We start from the raw sequence: 25324 nt of genomic DNA on the forward strand, positions 1-25324 counted from the left end.
CTTCCTCCTCACGCGTTGAGCAGCATATTTTTAAACAGGGCCGCCCGCACCCGGTCGCGGCAGTCGGGGGGACAGGGGCGCAGGGTCTTGTCGGACACCGCCGAGAGCATCAGCCGGGCAGTGTCCTCGCTCAAGATCTCCCGCTGGGCCAGATTCTTTAAGAGGATGCGGGCGGTGTTCTCGTCCAGCGCCTCGCCGATGGAGTTGACCACGTGCATGATGAAGTTCTGCGGCCCCACGGTGATGCGGGTGATGCGGATGTACCCCCCGCCCCCCCGGCGGCTCTCGATGGTGTAGCCCTGCTCCGGCGTAAAGCGGGAGGTGAGGACGTAGTTGATTTGGCTGGGCACACAGCCGATCTCCCCGGCAAACTCGTTGCGCTGGATCTCGGCAATGCCGTCCTGCTCCTCCATCAGCTGGAGGATGCGCTGGGTAATCAAGTCGCTGATTTTCATCGTTCCCCTTCCCCTTTCTGGGCCTCGTCTCTATCTCTATGCAATAGGAGCTGACTTTATCTGACCTTATAGAATCAGTATACCCATAAGTCAGGAAAAGTCAAAGTATTAAATATTGGAAATAGCTCTCCCGCGCGCCCATTTTTGAAATCGTTCGCCGTTTTTCGCCTTCTGGCAAAAAAAGCGGGCGCTTCACCAGCGCCCGCTCTCTCTTCTCTCTCACAGCTCTTTGAGCATGCTCACATGGGGCCAGCCGTCCTCGGTAAAGGCCTTGCCCTGGGAGGTGTAGCCCGCCGCCTCGTAAAAGCCCGCCGCCTGCACCTGGGCGTGCAGCAGCAGCGAGCGGGCCCCCAGTTCGCGGGCCTTGCCCTCGGTCTCCTCCATCAGCAAGAGGCCCAGCTTTTGGCCCCGGCAGTTCTTCTTAACGCAGACCCGGCCGACGATGTACTGCCCCGGCTCCTCGCCGGGAAAGAGGCGGCAGACGGCCACCGCCTCGCCGCCCCGGCGGACGATCAGGTGGTATGCAGTGTCGTCCACCTCGTCCACCTCGATCTCGGCGGGAAAGTCCTGCTCGTAGGTAAAGACCTCCATCCGCAGGGCAAATCCGTCCTCTGCCCCCTCTTTGCCCCGGTGCCACTCGCACCGCAGGGCCTCGCTCTGCAGCTGTCTCGCCATCTCAAGCGCCCTCCCCTTTTTCACGATTCCCCGCCATTATAGCACAAAGGGAAGGCGGGGAAAAGGCGCGGGCAGTCTCCCCCGATCGGGCGGCCCAGCCGCTCCCTAGCGGCGACGTGCTGGGCGACAGAGGCGAAATTCTGGAGGTCCTCTTCATCCAGCCCCCGGATGGCGCAGAGCTCATCCCAGAGCAGGGTGCTCCCCTCCACCGTGAAAAAGCCGGGGACCGAGTCGATGCCGACGAAGATCCTGCCGCCCGCCCTTCCCCTGGGGACCGAGTCGCCGCCCTCCTCGCACAGGGTCTTTCCCGCCCCGCTGTTTTCCAGGTAAAAGGTCCGCGCGACAGGGCGGGCGCCCGCTGGCAGCTTTTCGCAGTAGCAGGCATTTTCCAAAACGCTGCCGGCCACGCAGTCGGCGGCCCACCCGTCAAACATTTCAGTCAGCTCGTGCCTGCCCTGCAGATAGCCAAGCAGCGCCCGCCCCGAGACCCGGTCCGGCCGCAGCCGGTCGCGGTACCCCTCCCAAAGGGCCCGTCACTGCGCGGTCGTCTCTTTTGTCGGCTCCTCTGTGACAACGGCGCACCGTCCCCCTCTGTTTTTTCCACCATAACAACTGGGCCCTGCCCTGCTACCCCCGGCGGAGGATCCCCATGGGGGTCTGCTCGCTGCACTGGCCCAGGGGGTTGTCCCGCAATAGGTTGCACAGGTGCGCCCGGTCCATCCGCCGGTCGGAGACCCCGAGGATCTCGCCCCCCAGGTCGTTGAGGTCCACCACCGCCACCGCACAGCCCAGGGCCTGGGCCAGCTCTTCGGCCACCCCGTCGGGGCGGAGGGGGCCCAGCACCACATAGCGGTTGTAGGGGGGCAGGGTGTTGGGGCAGGGGCCGTCGATGCTGGCCGCCCGATACCCCGCCACCCGGTAAAACCAGCCCCGCTCCCCCAGCAGCTTCCCCACCGCCGAGACCGCCGCCGCCAGCAGGATGCGGAGGGTGCCGCACTCCCGCAGGGCGCACTCCATGGTCTCGGGCATGGCCAGGCCGATGCCGTAGGGGGTGCAGCGGACAAACCGGCTCAAAAAGCGGGCCAGAGGGCGGGGGTGGATCTCCTCCAGGGGGATGGCCCGCCGCTGGGTGCAGGCCACCGCCTTCTCGGTGACAAAGAGGATGTCCCCCTTCTCGAGCAGCGGCCCGGCGTACCGGCCCGCCACCTGGACGATGTCGTCCCCCGCGGTGATGACGGGGGTGCGGATGCACAGCCGCCGGTAGCGCATCCCCTGCCAGGTGATCTCCTCCTCCTTGTCGGGGTTGATGACGGTCCCCGCCACCGAGGCGGGGCGCTGTACCCCCTTTTCCCCGTCTCTCGACTGCTCTTTTTCTCTCTCGTCCATCTCTCGACTGCTCCTCTCCGGCCCGGGCGGGCCCGTTTCTCTTTGACAAGACCCATTCTAGCGCGGGTGGCGGAGCGGTGTTTTGAGGGGAGGTGGAGAAACCGTGGGGAATTGATGGAGACTTTCTCAAGACTTGACGGAAGGAGGTCAGGGTGATAGGCGGTCACAGCAGCAGGGGGAGGTGGAGGGGGCAGGAGGGCCGAGCGTTCCAGCGCAGAAAAACCGGCAAGAAGGAGGCCGATGTCCACGGCATGGAGAAATCGTCGAAAGGGAAGCCAGTGACCATGGTACAGGGGAACCGGCAAGGGAGCAGTCGGGAGGGGTGGTGCAAGAAACCTTGTAGGGCGGGCGGAAACGGCGGTACAAAAAAGCGGCAGGGGGGCTGCCCAATGCAATCGCATGGAGAAAATGGCGAGAGCATACCTCGCGCCGCAGCGCGGGGAAAGCAATGAGAGGATGTCCGGGAGGCGGGAGGACACAGGGGAATTGGCGGGAGGGCGACTGGGAGCCGCCGCGCAGGGAAACTGGCAAGAAAGGGACTGGAGAATGCGGCATGGGGAAACCAATGGGAGGGCGCTCGAGAGCGGCGGCGCCGGAAAGCTGACGGAGCGGCGCCGGGAGGGGCCGTGCAGAAAAATCGGCAAGCGGGGGGTGAGAGCGACAGCGCGGGAAAACCGCGGGAAGGGAACCGGGAGAGACGGCACAGAAAGGGCAACAGGAGCGCTGCCGAGGGGGGATGGCGCGGGAAACCCCGTGAGCAGACGGCGCGGAAGCGAGACCGGCCAAAAAAGCCGGGCGGCAAAGAGAGCGGGCGGCTGCCCCGTTCGGCAACCGCCCGCTCCTCTCTCTATCTCGCCGGTCCTGATGGCCCTCCGCCAGTCCCCACCGGCAGGTCGACGGTGAAGGCGATGCGCCCGCCCCCGCTCTCGGCCCGGATATCCCCCCCGTGGCGCTGCACGATGTCCCGGGCGATGGCCAGCCCCAGCCCTGCGCCGCCGGTTGCCGTCTGCCGGGAGGCGTCGAGCCGGTAAAACTTCTCAAAGATCGCCTCCAGCTTTTCCTGGGGAATGTCGCCGGCATTCTCAAAGCAGACAGAGACCCTCTCCCCTGTCCGATTGCCGGAGATGTGGATGTCGCTCCCCGGCGCGCCGTAGGCGACGGCGTTTTTGAGGAGGTTTTGAAAGACCCGGGCCATCTTGTCCGGGTCGACCCAGGCGCAGAGCGAGGGGGGGAGGTGCAGCCTCGCCTGCCGTCCCCCGGCGGCCAGCTGGGGGTAGGCCTCGTCGGCCACCTGTACCAGCATGCAGCAGAGGTCCACCGGCTGGCGGGAAAGGGCCTCCTGTTGCAGCAGATCCCGGGTGATCTCGAAAAACTCCCCCACCAGTCCCTCCAGGCGGCCGGCCTTTTCCAGGGCGATGCGGATGTACTTCTCCCGCTGCTGGGGGGGCATATCCGGCGCCTCGTCCAGCAAGCTCAAATAGCCGATGACCGAGGTGAGGGGGGTCTTGATGTCGTGGGCCAGGTAGAGCACCAGGTCGTTTTTGCGGCGCTCGGCCTCCCGCTCGGCGGCGGCGCTGCGCTCCAACTCGTCCTTGACCGCCCCCAGCTTCTCGGCCATAAAGTCCAATTCGGGCGGGAGGACCAGGTTTTCCCCCTTCCCGCCGGCCAGCCAGTCCACCCCGGCGATGATCTCGTCAAAGTAGCCGGTGAACCAGCTCAACAGCGCCCAGAAAAAGAGGAGGAAGAAGGCAACGATGGCCACCCCCAAAAAGATGTCCAGGTACTGGCGCACATAGTTGAAGTAGAGCCGGGCGGCGGTCTCCCAGCTGACCCCCAGGTAGGTGCTGATGAGCCCGGCGATCCAGTTGCCGATCTTCCCCCGCCCGGCCGAGCGCAGCACCACCACCGTCACCACCGCCAGCAGGGCAATGCCCAGCACCCGTCCGAACACCTTGCGCATCATCTGCCGATAGGGCTTTTGCCGCCAGCCGTTACCCCTCAATTTTATACCCCACTCCCCACACCGTCTTGATGTATTTCGGCCGCTCCACCGAGTCGCCCATCTTCTCGCGCAGGTGGCGGATGTGGGTGGCGATGGTGTTGTTGTTCTTGGTGAAATAGGCCTCGCCCCAAATCTGGGCGAAGAGCTGCTCTGAACTGACCACCCGCCCCCGCTCCTCGCAGAGGATCTGCAGGATGGCAAACTCGGTGGGGGTGAGCACCAGGGGCTTCCCGTCGAGGGTGCACTCGTGGGTGCCGGGGTCGACGGTCAGCCCGCCCCGCACCAGCAGCCCGTCGGGGCGGGCGGCGGCGGGGTTGTAGCGGGTGTAGCGCCGCAGCTGCGCCTTGACGCGGGCCACCAGTTCCAGCGGGCGAAAGGGCTTGGTGACGTAGTCGTCGGCCCCCAGGGCAAAGCCGGTGATCTTGTCGGTCTCCTCCCCCTTGGCCGTCAGCAGGAGGATGGGAAAGGTGTGCTCCTCCCTGATTTGGCGGCAGAGGGCAAAGCCGTCCCCGTCGGGGAGCATCACGTCCAGCACCGCCAGGTCGATCTTCTCCCCGGCGATGCAGGCCAGGGCGTCTTTGGCCCGGTAAAAGGTCCGCACTGCAAAGCCCTCGTTTTTCAAGTACACCTCGATGAGGTCGGCGATCTCCCGCTCGTCGTCCACCACCAACACCGTCTCGCCCATCTGCGCATCCCCCTTTTCTCCCGTTTTTCCCATTGTACCAGAAAAGGGGGCGGATATTTATTGAGAATTTCTGTGTTTTTGCAAAATGCGGCCGCCCCTCAAACGGGCGGACTTTTTTGCATTTTGGTTGCGCGGCGGGGAAAAATGGGGTATACTGAAGGCAAGAAAACAGCATTTCACAGCGACGACGGGAACTGCGGTCCGCGAATCCGCCCAGAGAGCCGGTGGTTGGTGCAAACCGGCGGGAGGGACGGGCCTTTCCACCCCTGAGCTGTCGGCGACGAGCCGAAGGCCGGTGCCCTTTACCGCACTGTCGAGAGGCCGCCCCCTGTGGGGGCGAGCAATTTGGGTGGCAACGCGGAAGGAACGCCTTTCGTCCCAACAGCGCCGAGAGGGCGGCTGGGGACGAGGGGCTTTTTTGTTGCCCCACAGCTTTGAGAGAAGAGGAGAGAGAAGCGATGCTGGACATCAATCTGCTGCGGCAGGACCCCGAGCGGGTCAAGGAGAACATCAAGAAAAAATTCCAGGAGGAGAAGCTGGTCCTGGTGGACGAGGTGGTAAAGCTGGACCGGGAGTTCCGCGAGGCCAAGTCCCGGGGGGACCTGCTGCGCAGCCAGCGCAACTCCATCAGCAAGGAGATCGGCGCCCTGATGGGCAAAGGGCTCAAGGAAGAGGCCGAGAAGACCAAGGCCAAGGTGGCCGCCATCGCCGGGGAACTGAGCGAGCTCAAGGCCAAGGAGGAGGAGCTGACCCAGCAGATCCGCGAGCGGATGCTGGTCATCCCCAATCTGATCGACGACTCGGTCCCCATCGGCAAGGACGACAGCGAGAACGTGGAGATCGAGCGCTTCGGCGAGCCGGTGGTGCCCGACTTTGAGGTGCCCTATCACGTGGACATCATGGAGGGGCTCGACGGCATCGACCTGGACAGCGCCCGGCGCACCAGCGGCAACGGCTTTTACTACCTCAAGGGGGACATCGCCCGGCTGCACTCGGCCATCCTCTCCTACGCCCGGGACTTTATGATCGACCGGGGCTTCACCTACTACGTGCCCCCCTTCATGATCCGCAGCAACGTGGTCACCGGGGTGATGAGCTTTGCCGAGATGGAGAACATGATGTACAAGATCGAGGGGGAGGACCTCTACCTCATCGGCACCAGCGAGCACTCGATGATCGGCAAGTTCATCGACACCATCCTCCCCGAGGCCGAGCTGCCCCAGGCCCTCACCAGCTACTCCCCCTGTTTCCGCAAGGAGGTGGGCGCCCACGGCATTGAGGAGCGGGGGGTCTACCGCATCCACCAGTTTGAAAAACAGGAGATGGTGGTGGTCTGCAAGCCCGAGGACAGCATGATGTGGTACGACAAGCTGTGGCAGAACACCGTCGACTTCTTCCGCAGCCTTGACATCCCGGTGCGCACCCTGGAGTGCTGCTCGGGCGACCTGGCCGACCTGAAGGTCAAGAGCCTGGACGTGGAGGCCTGGTCCCCCCGCCAGAAAAAGTATTTCGAGGTGGGCAGCTGCTCCAACCTGGGCGACGCCCAGGCCCGGCGGCTGGGCATCCGCGTCAAGGGGGCCGACGGGAAAAACTACTTCCCCCACACCCTCAACAACACGGTGGTGGCCCCGCCGCGGATGCTCATCGCCTACCTGGAAAACAACCTCCAGGCAGACGGCACCGTGGCCATCCCCCAGCCGCTGCGGATGTACATGGGCGGCAAGGACAAGCTGGGAAAATAGAGCGATTTGCCCGGGAGAGGGGCGCCGGTCTGGCGCCCCTCTCTTTTTTGCGGCCATTTTCCCGTTTTCCCTCCGCCCTCTGCCCTCCGCCCGCTCCCCCTCACCGGCAAAGGGCGTCGCCCGACGGTGGCGCGTCTGCCCGGGCCTCTCCCCCTTCCGCCGAGGCGGCCGCCTGCCGCCTGGGCGGGCAAAACAGCGGGCCCGGCGGCAGGGCGAGAGAGGCTCGGCCGCACGGTTGCCGATAATCCCCCTGTCCGCCCCGAAAGCAAGCAGAGACACCGCCGCCTTGTTGGGACATCCCCGCCGCCCCCCCGAAAATCGCTGTACTGCGCCCGACGTCGGCCCTCACAGTGGGAGGGATCGGCCCACGCAAAAAGCCTCTTTCCCAGCGACGACAGCCGCTTCCGCAGCTCCACCGAAAAGCCCCTTCTCCCATATTTTTCGCGGGATCGCACAGGTCCGCTTGGCCCGCCGCAAGGCGACCCCCTCTCCCCCCTGTGCTCTTGCACAATTTCAGTCTCCACTTTTCTACACTGTCATAGAATGTTTCACAAACTCTTCACCGTTTTGTTTTTTATGCTATAATGGTAAAAAGGTTTTGTCGAAATCAGTCGATGTGGGCAGCTCATCCATTCGGGAGGAGGGGCAGTGCGAAGAAGAGGTTCGGCGGGACGCCGGCGCTGTTCCTCGCCTTGACGCTGTCCCTCACCGGCTGTGGGGTCGACCACAAAGAGGCAATTAAAGGGCAACGGCTGCTTTGCCACCCTGCAGGCAAGGCGATTGGGAGGGGCTGGACAAGCTGTGCACCGATGACTTCGCTGACGGGTGCAAAATCCGCTTTTCCTGCGCTGTCATGAAGACATGAAGGCGGGATCTGGCGCCACCTCGCCGGGCAGCGGGTTTGAGGTGCGGGGCAGGCATTCGCCGGGCACCCGGCCGCACACGCCAGCCGCCAGTACAGCCTGGTGAGCGCCAGGGGGAAAAAGGGCCTGGCCACCATCGCCTTCACGGGGAAGAAAGTCGACCTGCTCAACCACTCCTTCCCCGTGTATGGCGAGGCCTTGGGCACCCGGTACGTCAACGGGTCCCTCCGCGAGCTGCTGATGGCCCTGCAGACCTGGGGAGGAGGCGGTGAAGGGAACCGTCTCCGAGGGGGCTTACGACCTTCTCTTTGAGAAGATGCGCACCTCAGTGGAACAGGTACTTCGAGATGGAGATGCCCTCAAAACAGGCCGATGGAAGGCGGCTGGTCGGCCGCGCTCGGCCCAAGGAGATGGAGGCGCAGAGCGGCCCGCCGAAAAAGGCCGTTTGCAAAAGGGGGAAGTAATATGAAAAAATGGGGAAGCATTTTGTTGGCCGCCCTGCTCTGCCTCGCCCTTTCGGGGTGCGGGAAGAGGGACCAGCAGGCCATTGAGACCACCGTCAACAACTTTTTTGCCGCCGTGCAGGAGGGCGAGTGGGAGAGGGCGAAGGAGGAGAACTGCACCTCGCGCTACGACTCCGGCACCTTCCGCATCGAGGACAAGGTCGCCTACTACTACGACCTGATCCACGTCCTCCTCCGCGAGAACCTGGGCGACACCTTCCGCCAGGAGGGGGAGCGGTTTCTCCATCACGCCCTGAGCAAATTTGTCCCCAGCTACGCCATCGAGAGCATTGAAATCGAGAGGGGCTCCCCCACCAAAGAGCGAACGGCCAGGGTGACGGTGCGCGGCAAGTCCATTGATTTTCACCAGTTGCCCCTGCAGTTGGAGCCGGAGGCCATCATCACCCAGTACACCAACACCCACCTGTACGAATTGGCCGCCATCCTGCGCTCCCAGGGGGAGGACGCCATGGGCCGGCGGCTCTACGACGCTGTCGCCCCCCTGATTTACGACGACCTCTGCAAACAGGTCGACGAGATCGAGCCCGTCGACTTCGCCTGCGTTTTGACCCTCAAGGGAAACGACGGCGAGTGGCGCATCGATCGCATTCAGGAACTGTAAAAAAGCCGCCTGCCGGCAAAAAAAGGGTGGGATGCCCCATCCCCGGCAGAGCGCTTTGAAAGGGCGGTCGACCCGCCTGGGCCATCGCCCGCGAAAGGAGAAGAAAGATGAAAAAGTTGATCGGCACCGCCCTGGTCTTTGTGCTCTGCCTGGCCCTCACCGGCTGCGGCAACAAGGACGAAAAGGCCATTCAAGAGGTGGTCAACGGCTATTTCGCCGCCTTTCAGGCGGGGGATTTGAGCGGGGCCAAGGCCTTTTGCGACGACGATCTCTCGGATCACACTACCATGATCCTCTCCGGCGAGGTGATGGAGGGATTTGTCACCGACCAATTCGGCGACGTCTTCCGAAGCGAGGCCGAGCAGTTTGGCAAGGACACCATCGCCAAATTCGTCAAGGAGTACAAGCTGGACAGCCTCTCCATCGAAAAGGGGAAGGCGGTCGCCACCCTCACCGTCAAGATGCTCGACTTGGGCCAGCTCCCCATGGACAACACCGGGCTGGTGCGGGAGCTGGGCAACCAGTACACCGAGGACCACATGTATGAGCTGATTGCCGTGATGCAGAGCCAGGGAGAGGCGGCCATGAAGAAAAAGCTCTACGACGGCATGGCCCCCCTGATTTTTCAAAAGATGGGCGAGAGTGTGGACAAGATCAAAGCAGTGGACTACACCTTTGAGGTGAAACTCGAAAAGCAGGGCGACCGCTGGGTCATCACCCAGCTCTCCCGGTAGGTCCGGCTTCTCCCCCTGCACAGAAGAGGGCCGCTTTGCGAGGCCCTCTTTTTTTGCCCCGACGGCCGGGCGGGCGCTGTCTTTCCCCTCCCATGCTGTCATCTGTTCGCTTTTTCTTTTGATCCTCTGTTTTTTGGCTAAAATAGTCCACAAATTTTTGTATCTGTGGTATAATGTCCATCAAGTGACCATTATACCTGGGATGGCCAGGCAGGGAATAAACAACGTTTACTCCCTGCCTGGTCATCCCGCTGCGCGCTCGGCGCCTGTGGTATAATGGCAGCAATATTTCTTCGGAAAGAGGGATCATATGAAAAAACTGGCAACTCTCGCACTGGTCCTGGCGCTCTGCGTCTCCATGACCGGCTGTGGGAAAAACAACAAAGAGGCCATCAAAAACGCCGTGGACAGCTACTTCACCGCCATGCAGGCGGGGGATGTGCAGGCGTTGAGCGCGGCCTGTGAAGAGGGCTATTCCGACGAGATGGGGCTGGTCGACTTTGAGAAAAACCTCGACGAGTCCTTCGGTGGTGACGAGATGGGCGAGGTCTTCCAGACCGAGGCCAAAGACTTCTTCAAAAACGTGGTCGGCAAGGTGATCAAAGAGTACACCCTGGTGAGCGCCGAGGAGAAAGACGGCGAGGCCTATGCCGTCGTCAACATCAAACAGCTCGACTTTGACAGCATCGACTTCTCCACCGCCTCCGAGGAGTTCGCCCTTCTGGGCCAGACCTACGCGCTGGAGCACATGGACGAACTGCTGGAAGTCATGCAGAACGAGGGAGAGGCCGCCATGCAGCAGAAGCTGACCGACGCCCTGGCCCCCCAGCTGTTTGACAAGATGGAAGAGATCGTCGCCGCTGCCCCCTACGTGGACACCACCCTGAAGGTGACCGTCGTCGATCACGGCGACAAGTGGCTGATCTCGGGCGTTTACGAGCAGTAGATCGCACCGAACAATCAAAACAGGTGGGCGCCCCAACGGGAGCGCCCGCCTGCTTTTTGTCTCCGCGCTGCAGGGATCGGGGGTCAAAATCGCCGGTCCCTTCCCCGCCGCGCGGGGCAGGCCGTAAAACCCCTGCAAAAAAGGCATTTGGCCCGGTTGGGCCGAATGCCTTTTTTCTCCCTCTGGGGACTTGGCCCGGCGGCCGCCCCTATGTACCCTCACAGCCCAAAGAGGAATTTCAAGAAGAGCATCCCCACCACCCCCGGCACCCCCAGCACCGCCGAGGCGCCACAGGTGTAGAAGTTGAGCTTGAGGGTCGGCCCGATAAAGGGCGAGAGCACGTTGAGCAGCAGCAGAACGCAGATGCCCGCCAGGCCGGTAAAGAGGGCGGTGGGACAGGGGTGCCGCCCCCGCGAAAAAGCCCAGATCATGCAGAGCACGGCCACCACCGCCACCGCGATGAGGGCCCAGGTATAGCTGTCCATCCTGTTTTCCATCCCCTTTTATGGCGGGGGCAGGGCTCACCCCTGCGCCCCGATGTGCAGTCCCTTTTCCTTTGCCTTGCGGTAGAGAAAGGCGAGTCTGCTCTCCAGCGCCTGCATCTCAAAGGCAGCCGCGTCGATGAGCAGGTCGTCACAGGAAAAGTTGAACCGGTTGACCGCCGCCGCCAACTCGTCGTTGGTGCGGGCGATGTCCCCCAATATCTGCTCCAGGTCGGAGGGCTGCTCCTCGCCTTTGGCCCGGCGCAGCCAGTCTCGCGCGCTCGCGCGCGCCTTGATGATCGCTTCCACTGGGAAATCCCCCTTCCGCTTCGCTGTCGGTAGTGGTAGTCTGCCCGGTCGCTACCATTTGTATGCAGCGGGGGAAGGTTTTAGTAACCCGCACCCGGGCGCAAAAAGAGGGCGGAGCCGCAGCTCCGCCCTCGCAAAGGCGTTTTTGGGGGAAAAAATCCTATTTTGCCAGGTCGAAATCCACCTGGCCCAGGGAGACGTTGACCGCCCGCACCTTGACCCTGACCGGGTCGCCGATGCGCAGGGTGTGGCCGGTGCGCTCCTCCACCAGCTTGGTGCCGTCCTCCGACAGTTCAAAGTCGGTGTTCTCGATGGTCGCCAGCCGCACCAGCCCCTCGGCGGTGTTGGGCAGCTGGACGTAAAAGCCGTAGCTGGCCACGCCGGAGATGATGCCGTCCAGCTCCTGGCCCACAAACCGCTCCATGTACTGGGCCTTGTAGGCGTCGTCGCAGGAGCGCTCGGCCAGCATGGCCCCGATTTCGCGGTTGGTGGACTGAAGGGCCGCCTCCTTGACAAACTCGCCGTAGCGCTTTTTGATCTCCTCGGCCGGCACCCCATCCAGATAGTCGGTGAGGATGCGGTGGATCGAGAGGTCGGGATAGCGGCGGATGGGGGAGGTGAAGTGGGTGTAGTCGTGCAGCGACAGGCTGTAGTGGCCCAGGGGGGTCTCGGCGTACTTGGCCTTGGCCATGGAGCGCAGCACCATCTTGTGAATGAGGATCTGCTCGGGCTTGCCCCGGGTGGCGTCCAGCACGTCGGCCAACACCTTGGAGGGGGCCCCGGCCTTGATTTTCAGGTAGGGGTGGCCAAAGGCCTTGACGATCCCCTGCAACACCTCCAACCGCTCGGGGTCGGGGTCCTCGTGCACCCGGTAGACAAAGGGGAGCTGCTTCTCCCTGCCAAAGCGGGCCACCGCCTCGTTGGCGGTGAGCATGAACTCCTCGATCATCTTCTCCGAGTCGCCCCGGTCCCTCACCAGGATGTCCACCGGGTCGCCGTTCTCGTCGATGACGATTTTGGCCTCCATGCTCTCGATGTTCATGGCCCCCCGGCCAAAGCGGCGGGCCTCCAGCACCTTGCCGAAGGCGCCCATCTGCAAAAGGGTCTCCTTCACCTGGGCGTAGGCCGCCTCCACCTCGGGGGTGGCGGTGCCGTCCAGAAGGGCGTTCACCTCGCTGTAAGCGCACTTCTTGCAGGAGCGGATCACCGTCTTGGCGATGCGGTAATCGAGGATCTCGCCCGAGGGGGCCATCTTGCAGATGCAGGAGAGGGCCAGCCGGTCCTCGTCGGGGTTGAGGGAGCAGACCCCGTTGGAGAGCTCCACCGGCAGCATGGGCACCACCGCGTTGGCGTAGTAGACCGAGGTGCCCCGCTCAAAGGCCTCGGCGTCCAGGGCGCTGCCCCGCTTCACGTAGTGGGACACGTCGGCGATGTGCACCCCCAGCTCAAAGCCGCCCTCCACCTGGCGAAAGGAGATGGCGTCGTCGATGTCCTTGGTCTCCTTGCTGTCGATGGTGAAGATGCACCAGTCCCGCAGGTCCTCTCTGCCGGCAAAGTCGGCGGGGTCCACCCCCCGCTCGCCCACGGCCGCGGCCTCCTGCAGGGTGGCCTCGTCAAAGTCCAGCTTGACCTTGTTCTCCACCAGGATGGCGTCGCAGCAGTTTTTGGCCTTTTTGCTGTCGCCGAAGACGGTGACCACCTCGGCCACGTGGCTGAAGTGGCTCTTGCCCCGCACCGCCAGCTTGACCATCACCTTGTCGCCGTCCTTGGCGGTCCCCACGCTGGAGGGGCGCACCTGGATGTCGGTCTTGGGCATCGAGTCGAGCACCACCCAGCAGCTCTGGCCGGCCTGGTGCAGCACCCCGATATAGCCGCCGTCGGGGTCGGGGGTGACGTGGAGCACCTCGCCCTCCAGCGACTGGCCGGTGCGGCTGGGGCGGGTCTTCAGCAGCACCTTCTCCCCCGCCATGGCCCCCATCAAAAAGCGGCCGGGGATGAAGACCTGGGTGCCCTCCTCGTCGTCGAGCTGGGCAAAGCCGAACTTGCCCGCCACCTTGACCACCGTGCCGCTGACGATGCCCAGCCGGGAGCAGAGGGCGTAGCCGCTCTCCTTGGAGAAGTAGACCTTGCCCTCCCTCTCCAGCTCGTTGAGGCAGGCCCGGATCTGGTACTTCTGAAAGCTGGGCATCCGGGTGCACAGCAGCTTCATGTTCATGTAGGGCTGACGGGATTCCCGCAGCTGTTTCTCTACCGTTTCTTTCAGTTTAATGGTCGTTCACCTGTCCTTTTCCCAGGGGCCATCCCGGCCCAACTGTCTTTTCATCCACAATATCCGACGAATTTTTTGCGAAATAAAGCACCCTGCACATCCGGCAGGGTGCTTTTTCTCATCTTACTTAAAAAATATTTCAAGTACGCCGACTAAAATTGTCAGTACAAAAAAGGCGACCGCTGCGATCTTGGTCCATTTCCCCAGCAGAGCTTCCGGGGTCCGTCCGCCGGAGCGCCCCAGGTAGGACTGCGTCGCGCCGCCGCTGATGGCGCCGGACATGCCGGAAGTGGCCTCCTGCATCATCACCATCAAGATGATTACCAGGCAGGCGATGATCAGCAACACGCCCGCTACGATTTGAATTGTATTCACGGCGAACCCTCCGAATAGAATTTTTTCTCGCTCAAGACCTCAAAATAACATTCATATTCTAGCACACCCACCGGGGCTTGTCAATTTTGTTTTTCCCCGATTTTTCGCATAAATACCCGGTGGCGGGGACAGACTAGTTCTTGTCCAGTGTACCTTTATTTTTTGGCGTTTGCAAGTATTGTCCACTGGACAGAGCCGGCGGGAAACCGCCGGCTCTCCTTTTTGCCCAAAGAAAGGGGCGGTGGGGCCGCCAAATTTTCCCCTGGCCGCCCCCCTCTTTTCCTTGTGCTTTTGGGGCGGTTGTCGTAAAATGGGAAAAGAGAGATCTTCACTGCCCCTCGCGGGGCTTCTTTCTTTTGGGGGTGAGCGCTTTTGAATATTGCCATGGCGGGCATTGACCACCGCCGCGCCTCCCTGCAGCTGCGGGAGCGCTTTGCCTTCACCAAGGCCGAGGCGGCCGAGGCCCTGGCCCGGCTGGCCGAACATCCCGCGCTCGAGGGGGCGGTCCTCCTCTCCACCTGCAACCGCACCGAGCTCTGGCTCTCCTGCGCCGAAGGGGCGTCCCTCGACCCCGCCGCGCTGCTGGGCGCCCTCAAGGGGGTCGACCCGGCGGACATCCCCTTTGTCGTCCGCCGGGGGCGGGCGGCGGTGGACCACCTCTTCGCCCTGGCCTGCGGGCTGCGCTCCCGGGTCTTTGGGGAGGACCAGATCATCGCCCAGGTCAAGGGCGCTCTGGCCCTGGCCCGCAGCTGTGGCAGCGCCGACGGGGTGCTCGACCGCCTCTTCCTCTCGGCCGTCACCGCCGCCAAAGAGGTCAAGACCTCGGTGCGGCTGACGGCGGTGGACAGCTCCTCCGCCAGCCGGGCGGCCGACCTGATTTGCCGCCACTTTGCCGATTTAAAGGGCCTTCCCTGCCTGGTCATCGGCAACGGGGAGATGGGCCGGCTGGCCGCCTCCACCCTGGTCTCCCTGGGCTGCCGGGTGGAGATGACGGTGCGGCAGTACCACTCGGGGGAGGTCAAGATCCCCGCGGGCTGCCGGGTGATCCGCTACGACGAGCGGCTGCAGGGGCTGGCCCGCTGCCGCGCCCTCGTCAGCGCCACCGCCAGCCCCCACCACACCCTCCGCTACGAGGAGGCTGCCCCCGTCCTCGCCGACGGGGTGGAGCGGGTGCTCATCGACCTGGCGGTGCCGCGGGACATCTCCTCCCGGCTGGGGGCTCTCCCCGGCGTCACCCTCTACGACATCGACGACCTGGAGGGGGGAGGCGAGGGGGAGGCCCACCGCCAGGAGGTGGCACGGGCCGAGGCCATTTTGCAGGCCGCCGCGGACGGGTTTTGCGACTGGTGCGACTTTCGCCCCCATCTCCCCGCCGTGCGGGAGGTGGCAGCCCTGGTGGCCGACGACGTGGCCGCCCGGCTGGAGCGGCCCATCGCCAAGCTGGCCGCCGGGCCCGAGGCGGCTGCTGAATTGGAGCGCCGGGCGCGGGACGCCTGCGAAAAGGCGGCCGCCCGCCTCCTCTACGGCCTGCGGGAGGAGCTGGACCGCACCCTCTACCGAGACTGCATCGAGGCGCTGCAGCGCTCGGCCCGGCCCCGGGGCGAGGGGGAGTGACCCCCGCCCTTTTCACCACAGAAATCACCTGCAAAGGAGCATTGCCGATATGGATATGATCAAGCGCCCCCGCCGCCTGCGGGGGAACCCCGCTCTGCGAGGGATGGTGCGGGAGACCAGGGTGGACAAGTCCTCCCTGATCTACCCCGTGTTTGTGCGGGAGGGCAGCGGCGTGGTGGAGGAGATCCCCTCCCTCTACGGCCAGCTGCGATACAGCCCTGACACCCTCTGCCAGGGGCTCGAAGAGGTGGTGAAGGCCGGGGTGCCCGCCGTCCTCCTCTTCGGGCTGCCGGCCGAGAAGGACGCCTGCGGCAGCGGCGCCTGGGACGAAAACGGGGTGGTGCAGCGGGCGCTGCGCCAGGCCAGGGCGGCCTTCCCCGAACTCTACCTCATCACCGACGTCTGCCTCTGCGAGTACACCTCCCACGGGCACTGCGGCATCCTCGACGGGGAGACGGTGGACAACGACAAGACCCTGGAGGTGCTCTCCAGGACCGCCCTCTCCCACGTGGAGGCGGGGGCGGACATGGTGGCCCCCTCCGACATGATGGACGGGCGGGTGGGGGCCATCCGCCGGGCGCTGGACGGGGCCGGCCGCAGCGATGTCCCCATCCTCTCCTATGCGGTGAAATACGCCTCGGCCTTTTACGGCCCCTTCCGAGAGGCGGCGGACAGCGCCCCCGCCTTCGGCGACCGCCGCGGCTACCAGATGGACCCCCACAACCGGCGGGAGGCCATAAAGGAGGCTGCCCTGGACGTGGAGGAGGGGGCCGACCTGCTGATGGTCAAGCCCGCCCTCTCCTACCTGGACGTCATCCGCGACGTGTCCCAGGCCTTCCCCCTCCCCTGCGCGGCCTACAGCGTCAGCGGGGAGTACGCCATGATCAAAGCCGCGGCGGCGGCCGGCCTCATCGACGAGGCGGCGGTGGCCTGCGAGGCCGCCCTCTCGGTCTACCGGGCCGGGGCGGACATCCTCATCACCTACTACGCCAAGGAGCTGGCCGGGTGGATGGACGAAGGGAGGATCGGCTGATGGGCCGTTCAGAAGAGCTCTTTACCCGGGCGGTGCAGCACATCCCCGGCGGGGTCAACAGCCCGGTGCGGGCCTTTGCCGCGGTGGGCAGCACCCCCCGCTTTATCCGCAAGGCGGACAAGCAGTTCATCTGGGATGTGGAGGGCAACCGCTACATCGACTACATCGGCTCCTGGGGGCCGATGATCCTGGGCCACAACTTCCCCGCCATCCGCGAGGCGGTGATCTCGGCGGCGGGGAGCGGCCTCTCCTTTGGCGCGGCCACCGAAAAGGAGGTGGAGATGGCCGAGCTCATCTGCGAGCTGGTCCCCTCCATCGAGATGGTGCGGATGGTCAACTCCGGCACCGAGGCGGTGATGAGCGCCCTGCGGGCCGCCCGCGGCTACACCGGCCGCCCCAAGATCGTCAAGTTTGACGGCTGCTACCACGGCCACTGCGACGCCATGCTGGTCAAGGCCGGTTCCGGCGTCATGACCGCCGGGGTGCCCAGCAGCGCCGGGGTGCCCGCGGGCACGGCAGAGGACACCCTCACCGCCGCCTACAACGACCTGGGCAGCGTGCGCGCCCTCTTTGCCGACAACCCCGGGCAGATCGCCGCCGTCATCGTGGAGCCGGTGGCCGCCAACATGGGGCTGGTCCCCCCCGCCCCCGGCTTTTTGCAGGGGCTGCGGGAGATCACCAAAAAAGAGGGGGCCCTCCTCATCTTCGACGAGGTGATCACCGGCTTTCGCCTGGGGCTCGACGGGGCCCAGGGCTTTTACGGGGTGCAGCCCGACCTGACCACCTTCGGCAAGATCATCGGCGCGGGGATGCCGGTGGGGGCCTACGGCGGCCGTCGGGACGTGATGGAGCAGATCGCCCCGGTGGGGCCGGTCTACCAGGCGGGCACCCTCAGCGGCAACCCGGTGGCCATGGCCGCCGGATTGGCCCAGCTGCGCATCCTCAAGGGCCACCCGGAGGTCTACGCCCGGGCCGCCGCCCGCGCCACCGAGCTCTTTGACGGGCTGCGGGAGATCATCGGGGAGAGGGGCGCGCCCTGCACCGTCAACAGCGTGGGCTCCCTGGGCTGCCTCTTCTTCACCCCCGGCCCAGTGGTGGACGCCGCCAGCGCCCGCCGCGCCGACACCGACGCCTACGGCGCCTACTTCCGCCACATGCTGCAAAACGGCTGCTACTTCGCCCCCGCCCAGTTCGAGGCCATCTTCCTCTCCAACGCCCACCAGAGCGAGGACATCGAGCGCACCCTGGAGGTGGCCAGAGCCTATTTCACCCGCTGATTTCCCCCCCCTTTCAGCGCCCCTCACAAGCCTCTTTTCGGCGGCGAAAAGAGGCTTGTTTTCTGCCGAAAAATGCGCTATTCTAGGAGTTGCGTCTGCCGGGCCCTTCTCTGGCGGCGCGGTCAGTTCGAGACCTTCCTGACCCAAAATAAAACTAAAGGATGGATGAAATGATGAAACGAAGGAACCCGACGCGCTACCTGGTGCAGGCCGGCATGATCGCCGCCCTCTATGTAGCGCTCACCTACCTCTCCAACGCCCTGGGGCTCGCTTACGGCATGGTGCAGTTTCGCCTGTCCGAGGCGCTGTGCATCCTGCCCCTCTTCACCCCCGCCGCCGTGCCCGGCCTGGCGGTGGGCTGCATTGTGGGCAACCTGGGCAGTCCCATGGGGGTGGTGGACATCGTCTTTGGCACCCTGGCCACCCTGGGGGCCGCCCTCTGCACCCGCGCCCTGCGCCAGGTGCGGGTGCGGCGGCTCCCCCTCCTCCCCGCGCTGATGCCGGTTCTGTGGAACGCGGTGGTGGTGGGCATCGAGCTGACCATCTGGCTGGTGCCCGGCGAGGCGTTCACCCTGCCGGTCTTCTTCACCAACGCCCTCTGGGTGGCGGTGGGCGAGGTCACCATAGTCTACCTGCTGGGCATCCCCCTGGCCCTGCTGCTGGAGAAAAAGGGGCTGCACCGCCAGCTCTTTGGGGAGTAAGTCGTTGATATAGGTCAAAAGAAGTGCCCGGCGCGCAGTTTCCGCGCCGGGCACTCTCTCTTTTGTACTCCCCCTTGCTTTAACCGAGGTCCGCCAGGGTCTGACCGATGTCGGCATCGATGCAGATGGCCCGCCCCGCCAGCTCCCGCGGGGCGGAGGCCTCCCCCAGGTTGATGCAGCAGTAGGTGGCCCTGGGGTTTTCGGCGCTCATCTGCCAGAAGGGGTACTTGATGATGACCGGGGTGTTGCCCCCCACCCCCAGCTCCAAAAAGAGGAGGCGCCGGCCCCGGTGGCCCTTCAAAAAGGCCTGGTAGCGCAGGGCCGCCTCATGCCATCCCTCCTCCTCCACGAAGCGGCCGTCGCAGCGCAGGTTCATGGCCATGGGCGCGCCGCAGACCGGGCAGCGCGGCACCAGCTCACTGGGGACCCGCTGGTCTTTTTGGCGCTGGACCATCTGCCGCACTGTCTCCTCGTTGTCGTAGGTGCGGTCGTGGCAGGGACGGGAACACTGCCAGAGGCCGTAGTCCCCCTGGGTGTAGAAAAGCCGCCTCTTGTCAAAGCCTGCCAGCTGAAACTGGTGGTCCACGTTGGTGGTGAGGACAAAGTAGTCCCTCCCCGCCAACAGCCGCAACAAGTCGAGATAGGGCTCGCCCGGCGGCTGGTCATAGCGGTTGAGGAGGATTTGGCGGCTCCACCAGGCCCAGTACTCCTCCAAACTGCCGTAGGGGTAGAAGCCGCCGGAGTACATGTCCCCAATGCCGTAGCGGGCCTTGAAGTCGGCAAAGTTCTTCTCGAACCGCTCCCCCGTGTAGGTCAGCCCGGCCGAGGCGGAGAGCCCGGCCCCGGCCCCCACCACCACCGCGTCGGCCGCTGCCAGGGCCTGCCGCAGCCGCTCAACCTCTGCCCAGCAGTCGCCGGTAGAGGGCGAGGTCCCTCTCTGTAAAGACATTGAACACCACCTCCAGTGGTCGCTTTGACAGGGCCCGGTGGACCCGAACGGTTTCGACGGCGATCTCGGCCGCCGCCTCGGCGGGGAAGTGAAATTCCCCGGTGGAGATACAGCAAAAGGCCAGGGAGCGCAGCCCCCTCTCCTCCGCCAGCGCCAGGCAGGCGCGGTAGCAGTCGGCCAGTTGACGGCGGTGCCCCTCAGTCAGGGGGCCGGCCACGTAGGGACCAACTGTGTGGAGGACGTATCGACAGGGCAGGTTGAAACCGGGGGTGATTTTGGCCCGGCCCACCGGTTCCTCCTCCCCCTGGCGGGCCATCAGCTCGGCGCAGGCCAGGCGCAGCTGCACCCCGGCGTAGGTGTGGATGGCGTTGTCGATGCAGCCGTGGCAGGGGCAGAAGCAGCCCAGCAGCTGGCTGTTGGCGGCGTTGACGATGCCGTCGACGCGCAGGGCGGTGATGTCCCCCCGCCAGAGGGCGATGCCCTCCTCCACCGGGGGGAGGTCCGCCCAGTCGACGATCCCCTTGCGGGCGGTCTCCTCCTGCAAGTAGGCGTCCTGCACCTGCAAAAATGCCTCGCTGACCGGCCGGGGCGGGCGGACGTTGAAAAGGCTGCGCAGCAGCCGCCACTGTTCCTCCGGCGAGGGGGGGATCGTCCCCCTCTCCTCCTGCCGCTCCGCCAAAAGGGTTCGCAGCAGGTAGACTCTGCGCTCGTCCTGATTCATCGCTTCTCCTCCTCTTCTGGTCGCTGTGCGCCGGTTTCGGGTCCTCCGTTTTGAGATGGCAATGCCCCCCGGCCGGTTTTGCCCTGTCGGGGGGACTTGCGCTTGCCGCTCAACTGGGTCGTTCCACCGCCCCCACCGGGCAGGCGTCCGCGCAGTTGCCGCAGTGGATGCAGTGGGCCGGGTCGATGGCGCGGGGGCTCTCCCCGCTGATGCAGCCGGTGGGGCAGACCTCCCGGCAGGCCTGGCAGCCGATGCAGCGGGCCGGGTCGATTTGATAGGCCGACGCCCGGGCTCTCTCCCCGCCAAAGGAGAAGGTCTGGCGAAAGGGCGGCAGCTGGGAGAGGTCGAAATACTCCCCCTCCCCCCGGTAGAGGCAGAACACCTCCAGCGCCCGGCGGCTGGCCTCGGTGGGGTAGATCTCCCGCATGTAGGGGTTTTTCTCGAAGATCTCCTCCAGCCGCTGCTGGCCGATGGGCTTCACCCAGCCCCGCACCGAGACGGCCACGGTGGAGAGGGTGTCCTCTCCCTTCATCCCGCTGAGGGCCAGGTAGCGCCGGGCCATCAGCCGCCGGTAAAAGGCCTTGCCCCGGGCGGTGAGAAAGTAGAGGCCCCCCTCGTCGGCGAGCATCATGTCGATGGCGCAGGTGTGGGGCAGTCCCTGCTCATCCACCGTGGCCGCCACGGTGGAGTGGATCCCCTCCACCAGGTAGGTCAGACACTGCTGTGCGTTCACCGCGTTCTCTCCCCTCTAAAGCGTGTACTCCCGGGGCGGGTTGCCGGAAAAGTCGGCGAGGACCGCCTTGGCCCCCTCCAGATAGAAGACCACGAAGATCGGGTTGTCGGCGCTCTGATACTGGCCCTTGACAATGGGGTTTTCCATGCACCCCTCCTTCACCGCCCAGTCGTCGGCAAAGACGGCCTTGCCGCTCAGGCGGATCCAGGCGTAGGCGGGGCTGGAGGTGGAGACCTCCACATAGGGGTTTTCCTGCAGGTCCTTGTAGACCTCTTTGGTGTTGTTGGTGCAAAACCAGAGTTTGCCCTCTCTCTCAAAGCAGAACATGAACGGCCGGCATTTGGGCTTGCCGTCCCGCCCCACGGTCGCCAGATACTGTACCGGGTTCTCCTGCAAAAATGTGACCACTTCGCTCATCATAAGGCACCTCCTGTGTCGCTTAGGGGGAGGAGTTGACTTTTTCCTCCCACAACCCTATACTAGTCCCACAGGTGCTTTTCGTAAAGTACGCACTGCAAAGTGGTGTAGTTACCAAATAGAAACCATTGTGTAACCGTGCGGTTTGTGGGAAACTCCCTTCCCCCCGCACACGGGAAAAGGAGGAGTCGAGATGGAAAAACAGCTGCCCGCCTGCCCGGTGGAGACCACCCTCACCCTCATCGGCGACAAGTGGAAGGTGCTGATTTTACGGGACCTGCTCTCGGGCACCAAGCGCTTTGGCGAGCTCAAGCGCTCCATCGGCAGCGTCTCGCAGAAGGTGCTCACCGCCCAGCTGCGGGCCATGGAGGCCAGCGGCCTGGTGAGCCGCAAGGTCTACCCCGAGGTGCCGCCCCGGGTGGAGTACACCCTCACCGAGACCGGGTACAGCCTCCGCCCCATCCTCGACGCCATGTGGGACTGGGGCGAACAGTACAAGGCCCAAAACGCCCCCTCCGCCTAGGGAAAAAGAGAAGAGGGTGGGCTGCCAGCTCTGCGCCGGCGACCCGCCCTCTCTTTTTATCGTTTGCCCTGTTCCCCATTTCCTCGGCATTTGCCATTGTCCTGCGGCGAGGGGGGCAGTCAGCGCAGGGGACGCCCCTCCCCCGCCCGGCAGAGGGCCTCGACGTCGCCGCTGCGGATGGCGGGCAATAGCGCCTCGATGGCCGGGCGCGGCAGGTCCCACCAGCGGGCCGCCAGCAGCCGCTGCACCGTCTCCTCGTCGAAGCGGCGCTTGATGGGCTTTGCCGGCACACCCCCCACCACGGTGTAGGGCGGCACGTCCCTGGTCACCACCGCCCGCGCCCCGACGATGGCCCCGTCGCCGATGTGGACGCCCGAGAGGACAACGGCCTCGTAGCCGATCCAGACATCGTTTCCGACGACGATATCCCCCCGGTTGTCCCAGGCGGTGGCGACCTCGGTCACCGGCAGCCCCCACTCCTCGTAAAAGAGGGGGAAGGGGTAGGTCGAGAGGGAGCGCTGGGTGTGGTTGGCGCTGGTGAAGAGGAACTTGGCCCCACAGGCAATCGAACAGAAACTGCCGATGATCAGCCTGTCGCCGTTGACGGGGTAGTGGTAGAGCACGTTGTTTTTTGCAAAGTCGGCCGGGTCGTTGACAAAGTCGTTGTACATGGTGTAGGCCCCCACCTGAATGCGGGACCCCTTGGTGACCGCGTCCAGATAGACCGTCTGGCGGTCCCCGGTGCGCGGGTAGATGGTTTTGGCCGGAATAGACATAACTGAAAAACCTCCTTATAAGCGGTGTTTTAGTTCGATGCTATCCCGGCGGCGGCAATGCAGCGCTTCACCTGATCCCCTTCTCTCTGTCTCTGCAGGCCGGGCGGCCCGCCTTCCCCTCTATCCTACCCCACAAAAGGGCCGTTGTCCACACCTTGGAGAGGGGAAAGGCAGAGGAAGATCCTCCCCGGCCGCACAAAAAAGGGGCGCCCCCTGGCGCGGCCTCTCGCCGCGCCGCAGGGCGCCCACTGCATTTTGAAAGCATTCTTCGCCGGCGGCCCATCAGCCCAGGGTCAGCTGGCTGGCCAGGTCCTCCGCGGCGATTTTGGCCCCCATGGAGGGGATGGTCTTGGTGCGGTAGCGGTGCTCGTCGGCCAGCTCGGCCTCCCGCAGGGGGCGCACGCTCTGCAGCACCGCCTTTTTGGTCAGCTTGATGCCCGCCACCCCCTGGGTGTTCTTGGTCTGCTTGGGGGCGATGAGGGCTGAATTGACGATGAGCATCCGGTCCAGCGAGGTGCGCAGCAGGTACTCCTTGTCCTCGGGGGCGTAGTCGATGGCCACCAGGGGGGACTTGTCGCTGTACGCGCCCACCAGCTTTTTGCGGTTGGTCTTGGTCTGATAGGCCGAGAGGCCCACCTTGGCCACCTTGCCGTTTTCAAAGAAGAAGAGCATGTACCCCTCAAAGGTCTTGGTGGCCACCATGTAGAGGCACTTCTCCCCCGGCTCCATCTCCAGCTTGGCGGGGATGAAGTCGCCGATGAGGCTGGCCTTGGTGTCGGCAAAGTCGGCACAGCGGGCCTTGTAGACCTGCTGGCGGTCGGTGAAGAAGAGCAGCTCGCAGTCGTTGTTGGCGTCCATCTCCTGGGCGATGAAGTCCCCCTCCTTGAGCTTGTGCACCTGGCTCATCCGCCAGGACTGGGGGGTGATCTTCTTGAAGTAGCCCTCGGCGGTGAAGAACAGCCGCACCTCGTAGCTCTGCACCTGCTCCTCCTCCGGCTCGTAGACGTGCTCGTCCACATAGCTGATTTCGGTGCGGCGGTCCTGGCCGTACTTGGCCATCACCTCTTTGAGCTCGCCGATGATGATTTTGTCCAGCTTTTTCTGGCTGCCGAGGATCTCCTCCATCTCGGCGATTTCCGCCTTCAGGGTCTCGATCTCGCCGGTGCGGGCGAGGATGTACTCCCGGTTGAGGTGGCGCAGCTTGATTTCGGCCACGTAGTCGGCCTGGATCTTGTCGATGCCAAAGCCGATCATCAGGTTGGGGACGACCTCCTGCTCCTCCCTGGTCTCCCGCACGATGCGGATGGCCTTGTCGATGTCCAGCAGGATCTTTTCGAGCCCCAGCAGCAGGTGCAGCCGGGCCTTTTTCTTCTCCAGATCGAAATAGACCCGGCGGCGGACGCACTCCCGGCGAAAGGCCGTCCACTCCTGCAGCAGCTCCCGCACCCCCATCACCCGGGGCGACCCGGCGATGAGGACGTTGAAGTTGCAGGAGAAGTTGTCCTGCAGGGGGGTCATCCGGTAGAGTTTGGCCATCAGCTTGTCCGGCTCCACCCGGCGCTTTAGGTCGATGGCGATCTTGAGCCCGCCCAGGTCGGTCTCGTCGCGGATGTCGTTGACCTCCCGCAGCTTGCCCTGTTTGGAGAGGTCGATGATCTTGTCGATGATGGCCTCCACCGTGGTGGTGGGGGGGATCTCGGTGATCTCCAGGCAGTTTTCCCTCTCGTCATAGCGGTACTTGGCACGGATCTTAAAGCTGCCCCGCCCGGTGTCGATGACCTTGCGAAGCTCTGCCTCGTCGTAGAGGTAGATGCCCCCCACCGGGAAGTCGGGGGCCTTGATGGTCTCGCTGATGTCGCAGTCCGGATCCTTGAGGATGCCGATGGTGGCCTCGCAGACCTCCCGCAGGTTGAAGGAGCAGATGGCGCTGGCCATCCCCACGGCGATACCCAGGTTGGCGTTGACCAAGATGGTGGGGAAGGTGGCCGGCAGCAGGGTGGGCTCCTTCATGGTGTTGTCGTAGTTGTCGACAAAGTCCACCGTGTCCTTGTCGATGTCGCGAAAGAGCTCCTCGGCGATGGGGTCCAGCTTGGCCTCGGTGTACCGGGAGGCGGCGTAGGCCATGTCCCGGGAATAGGCCTTGCCGAAGTTGCCCTTGGAGTCCACGTAGGGGTGCAGCAGGGTCTGGTTGCCCTTGGAGAGGCGGACCATGGTCTCGTAGATGGCGGCGTCCCCGTGGGGGTTGAGTTTCATGGTCTCGCCCACGATGCGGGCCGACTTGCTGCGCCCGCCCTTGAGCAGCCCCATCTTGTACATGGTGTAGAGGATCTTGCGGTGGGCGGGCTTGAAGCCGTCGATTTCGGGGATGGCCCGGGAGACGATGACGCTCATGGCGTAGGGCATGTAGTTTTCCTGCAGGGTGTTGGTGATGGGCTGTTCCACCACGATCCCCGCCCCGGCAATCTCGGCGTTGGGGATGGCCCGCTTCTGCCGCGGGGCCTCTTTTTTCTTTTTGGGTGCCATATCATTTCC

General features: G+C 64.4%; 25 protein-coding genes. 9 read left to right on the top strand and 16 right to left on the bottom strand.

Annotated elements, in window-relative coordinates:
- Nucleotides 1-8: 8 nt before the first annotated feature.
- The 6 genes from KQI11_RS11775 to vanR form a co-directional block, all read right to left on the bottom strand.
- Nucleotides 9-455 carry a CtsR family transcriptional regulator gene (locus KQI11_RS11775; protein WP_021658814.1) on the bottom strand — a complete coding sequence of 149 codons (447 nt, stop codon included), beginning with the start codon at nt 453-455 and terminating at the stop codon, nt 9-11.
- 219 nt (nt 456-674) lie between these two features.
- Nucleotides 675-1130, bottom strand: a complete 456-nt coding sequence (locus tag KQI11_RS11780) for a GNAT family N-acetyltransferase (protein ID WP_216402253.1) — start codon at nt 1128-1130, stop codon at nt 675-677.
- A gap of 20 nt (nt 1131-1150) precedes the next feature.
- Nucleotides 1151-1564 (bottom strand): hypothetical protein, encoded by a 414-nt coding sequence (locus KQI11_RS11785; protein ID WP_216402254.1) that lies wholly within the window; start codon nt 1562-1564, stop codon nt 1151-1153.
- A 193-nt stretch (nt 1565-1757) separates the two neighbouring features.
- The gene (locus tag KQI11_RS11790) at nt 1758-2516 is read right to left on the bottom strand and encodes a coenzyme F420-0:L-glutamate ligase (protein ID WP_216402255.1); all 759 of its coding nucleotides are present in this window, start codon (nt 2514-2516) and stop codon (nt 1758-1760) included.
- Nucleotides 2517-3363: 847 nt separating this feature from the next.
- A complete protein-coding gene (locus KQI11_RS11795; RefSeq protein WP_286172758.1) occupies nt 3364-4518 on the bottom strand; it encodes a sensor histidine kinase in 1155 nt (384 codons plus the stop codon).
- On the bottom strand, nt 4508-5203 hold the full coding sequence (vanR, locus tag KQI11_RS11800; RefSeq protein ID WP_185916406.1) for a VanR-ABDEGLN family response regulator transcription factor: 696 nt from the start codon (nt 5201-5203) through the stop codon (nt 4508-4510). Before vanR ends, KQI11_RS11795 begins: the two co-directional genes overlap by 11 nt.
- 458 nt (nt 5204-5661) lie before the next feature.
- Here vanR and serS point away from each other — a divergent pair, with 458 nt between their 5' ends.
- The 4 genes from serS to KQI11_RS11820 all read left to right on the top strand — a co-directional run bounded on the left by serS (nt 5662) and on the right by KQI11_RS11820 (nt 10613).
- The gene (gene serS / locus KQI11_RS11805; RefSeq protein WP_185916405.1) at nt 5662-6945 is read left to right on the top strand and encodes a serine--tRNA ligase; all 1284 of its coding nucleotides are present in this window, start codon (nt 5662-5664) and stop codon (nt 6943-6945) included.
- 1328 nt (nt 6946-8273) lie between these two features.
- Entirely contained in the window at nt 8274-8933 is a 660-nt protein-coding gene (locus KQI11_RS11810) for a hypothetical protein (RefSeq protein ID WP_216402256.1), read from the top strand.
- Nucleotides 8934-9040: 107 nt separating this feature from the next.
- Entirely contained in the window at nt 9041-9667 is a 627-nt protein-coding gene (locus KQI11_RS11815) for a hypothetical protein (protein WP_216402257.1), read from the top strand.
- 310 nt (nt 9668-9977) lie between these two features.
- Nucleotides 9978-10613 carry a hypothetical protein gene (locus KQI11_RS11820; RefSeq protein ID WP_185916401.1) on the top strand — a complete coding sequence of 212 codons (636 nt, stop codon included), beginning with the start codon at nt 9978-9980 and terminating at the stop codon, nt 10611-10613.
- Between the two features lie 218 nt (nt 10614-10831).
- Here KQI11_RS11820 and KQI11_RS11825 read toward each other — a convergent pair whose 3' ends face one another.
- The 4 genes from KQI11_RS11825 to secG all read right to left on the bottom strand — a co-directional run bounded on the left by KQI11_RS11825 (nt 10832) and on the right by secG (nt 14048).
- On the bottom strand, nt 10832-11098 hold the full coding sequence (locus KQI11_RS11825) for a pro-sigmaK processing inhibitor BofA family protein (protein WP_161213615.1): 267 nt from the start codon (nt 11096-11098) through the stop codon (nt 10832-10834).
- A 36-nt stretch (nt 11099-11134) separates the two neighbouring features.
- Nucleotides 11135-11404: a DUF2508 family protein gene (locus tag KQI11_RS11830; RefSeq protein WP_021659759.1), complete on the bottom strand. Its 270-nt coding sequence runs from the start codon at nt 11402-11404 to the stop codon at nt 11135-11137.
- A gap of 160 nt (nt 11405-11564) precedes the next feature.
- Complete coding sequence (gene rnr, locus KQI11_RS11835; RefSeq protein WP_216402286.1) at nt 11565-13673, bottom strand: ribonuclease R; 2109 nt, start codon at nt 13671-13673, stop codon at nt 11565-11567.
- Nucleotides 13674-13796: 123 nt separating this feature from the next.
- The gene (secG, locus tag KQI11_RS11840) at nt 13797-14048 is read right to left on the bottom strand and encodes a preprotein translocase subunit SecG (protein WP_207721336.1); all 252 of its coding nucleotides are present in this window, start codon (nt 14046-14048) and stop codon (nt 13797-13799) included.
- Nucleotides 14049-14420: 372 nt separating this feature from the next.
- Here secG and hemA point away from each other — a divergent pair, with 372 nt between their 5' ends.
- The 4 genes from hemA to KQI11_RS11860 all read left to right on the top strand — a co-directional run bounded on the left by hemA (nt 14421) and on the right by KQI11_RS11860 (nt 18673).
- Nucleotides 14421-15662 carry a glutamyl-tRNA reductase gene (gene hemA, locus KQI11_RS11845; RefSeq protein ID WP_216402258.1) on the top strand — a complete coding sequence of 414 codons (1242 nt, stop codon included), beginning with the start codon at nt 14421-14423 and terminating at the stop codon, nt 15660-15662.
- A 49-nt stretch (nt 15663-15711) separates the two neighbouring features.
- Entirely contained in the window at nt 15712-16695 is a 984-nt protein-coding gene (hemB, locus tag KQI11_RS11850) for a porphobilinogen synthase (protein WP_216402259.1), read from the top strand.
- Nucleotides 16695-17972 carry a glutamate-1-semialdehyde 2,1-aminomutase gene (gene hemL, locus KQI11_RS11855; RefSeq protein ID WP_185916398.1) on the top strand — a complete coding sequence of 426 codons (1278 nt, stop codon included), beginning with the start codon at nt 16695-16697 and terminating at the stop codon, nt 17970-17972. The genes hemB and hemL overlap by 1 nt, the downstream gene beginning before the upstream one ends.
- Nucleotides 17973-18145: 173 nt before the next feature.
- Entirely contained in the window at nt 18146-18673 is a 528-nt protein-coding gene (locus tag KQI11_RS11860; protein ID WP_286172759.1) for a QueT transporter family protein, read from the top strand.
- Between the two features lie 79 nt (nt 18674-18752).
- On the opposite strand, the gene KQI11_RS11865 is transcribed toward KQI11_RS11860, so the two are convergent.
- The 4 genes from KQI11_RS11865 to KQI11_RS11880 all read right to left on the bottom strand — a co-directional run bounded on the left by KQI11_RS11865 (nt 18753) and on the right by KQI11_RS11880 (nt 21493).
- Entirely contained in the window at nt 18753-19622 is an 870-nt protein-coding gene (locus tag KQI11_RS11865; protein WP_216402261.1) for an SIR2 family NAD-dependent protein deacylase, read from the bottom strand.
- Nucleotides 19567-20343: a protein-ADP-ribose hydrolase gene (locus KQI11_RS11870; protein ID WP_216402262.1), complete on the bottom strand. Its 777-nt coding sequence runs from the start codon at nt 20341-20343 to the stop codon at nt 19567-19569. Before KQI11_RS11870 ends, KQI11_RS11865 begins: the two co-directional genes overlap by 56 nt.
- A gap of 109 nt (nt 20344-20452) precedes the next feature.
- Complete coding sequence (locus KQI11_RS11875; RefSeq protein WP_216402263.1) at nt 20453-21076, bottom strand: 4Fe-4S binding protein; 624 nt, start codon at nt 21074-21076, stop codon at nt 20453-20455.
- Between the two features lie 15 nt (nt 21077-21091).
- Entirely contained in the window at nt 21092-21493 is a 402-nt protein-coding gene (locus tag KQI11_RS11880) for a pyridoxamine 5'-phosphate oxidase family protein (RefSeq protein WP_216402287.1), read from the bottom strand.
- A gap of 193 nt (nt 21494-21686) precedes the next feature.
- On the opposite strand from KQI11_RS11880, the gene KQI11_RS11885 reads away from it, so the two are divergent.
- Complete coding sequence (locus KQI11_RS11885; RefSeq protein ID WP_216402264.1) at nt 21687-22016, top strand: winged helix-turn-helix transcriptional regulator; 330 nt, start codon at nt 21687-21689, stop codon at nt 22014-22016.
- Between the two features lie 119 nt (nt 22017-22135).
- Here the strand turns inward: KQI11_RS11885 and KQI11_RS11890 are convergent, their stop codons facing one another.
- Nucleotides 22136-22792: a CatB-related O-acetyltransferase gene (locus KQI11_RS11890; protein ID WP_216402265.1), complete on the bottom strand. Its 657-nt coding sequence runs from the start codon at nt 22790-22792 to the stop codon at nt 22136-22138.
- Nucleotides 22793-23074: 282 nt separating this feature from the next.
- Nucleotides 23075-25315, bottom strand: a complete 2241-nt coding sequence (locus tag KQI11_RS11895) for a DNA gyrase subunit A (protein WP_216402266.1) — start codon at nt 25313-25315, stop codon at nt 23075-23077.
- Nucleotides 25316-25324 lie beyond the last annotated feature (9 nt).

The organism is Acetanaerobacterium sp. MSJ-12 (genome assembly GCF_018917875.1).
In the GTDB taxonomy this organism is placed as follows: Bacteria; Bacillota; Clostridia; order Oscillospirales; family Ruminococcaceae; genus Bittarella; species Bittarella massiliensis.

Coding starts and splice junctions, on each gene's coding strand:
- KQI11_RS11775 (WP_021658814.1), bottom strand. CDS start 455: ATGAAAATCAGCGACTTGATTACCCAGCGCATCCTCCAGCTGATGGAG.
- KQI11_RS11780 (WP_216402253.1), bottom strand. CDS start 1,130: ATGGCGAGACAGCTGCAGAGCGAGGCCCTGCGGTGCGAGTGGCACCGG.
- KQI11_RS11785 (WP_216402254.1), bottom strand. CDS start 1,564: ATGTTTGACGGGTGGGCCGCCGACTGCGTGGCCGGCAGCGTTTTGGAA.
- KQI11_RS11790 (WP_216402255.1), bottom strand. CDS start 2,516: ATGGACGAGAGAGAAAAAGAGCAGTCGAGAGACGGGGAAAAGGGGGTA.
- vanR (WP_185916406.1), bottom strand. CDS start 5,203: ATGGGCGAGACGGTGTTGGTGGTGGACGACGAGCGGGAGATCGCCGAC.
- serS (WP_185916405.1), top strand. CDS start 5,662: ATGCTGGACATCAATCTGCTGCGGCAGGACCCCGAGCGGGTCAAGGAG.
- KQI11_RS11810 (WP_216402256.1), top strand. CDS start 8,274: ATGAAAAAATGGGGAAGCATTTTGTTGGCCGCCCTGCTCTGCCTCGCC.
- KQI11_RS11815 (WP_216402257.1), top strand. CDS start 9,041: ATGAAAAAGTTGATCGGCACCGCCCTGGTCTTTGTGCTCTGCCTGGCC.
- KQI11_RS11820 (WP_185916401.1), top strand. CDS start 9,978: ATGAAAAAACTGGCAACTCTCGCACTGGTCCTGGCGCTCTGCGTCTCC.
- KQI11_RS11825 (WP_161213615.1), bottom strand. CDS start 11,098: ATGGACAGCTATACCTGGGCCCTCATCGCGGTGGCGGTGGTGGCCGTG.
- hemB (WP_216402259.1), top strand. CDS start 15,712: ATGGATATGATCAAGCGCCCCCGCCGCCTGCGGGGGAACCCCGCTCTG.
- hemL (WP_185916398.1), top strand. CDS start 16,695: ATGGGCCGTTCAGAAGAGCTCTTTACCCGGGCGGTGCAGCACATCCCC.
- KQI11_RS11860 (WP_286172759.1), top strand. CDS start 18,146: ATGAAACGAAGGAACCCGACGCGCTACCTGGTGCAGGCCGGCATGATC.
- KQI11_RS11865 (WP_216402261.1), bottom strand. CDS start 19,622: ATGTCTTTACAGAGAGGGACCTCGCCCTCTACCGGCGACTGCTGGGCA.
- KQI11_RS11870 (WP_216402262.1), bottom strand. CDS start 20,343: ATGAATCAGGACGAGCGCAGAGTCTACCTGCTGCGAACCCTTTTGGCG.
- KQI11_RS11880 (WP_216402287.1), bottom strand. CDS start 21,493: ATGAGCGAAGTGGTCACATTTTTGCAGGAGAACCCGGTACAGTATCTG.
- KQI11_RS11885 (WP_216402264.1), top strand. CDS start 21,687: ATGGAAAAACAGCTGCCCGCCTGCCCGGTGGAGACCACCCTCACCCTC.
- KQI11_RS11890 (WP_216402265.1), bottom strand. CDS start 22,792: ATGTCTATTCCGGCCAAAACCATCTACCCGCGCACCGGGGACCGCCAG.
- KQI11_RS11895 (WP_216402266.1), bottom strand. CDS start 25,315: ATGGCACCCAAAAAGAAAAAAGAGGCCCCGCGGCAGAAGCGGGCCATC.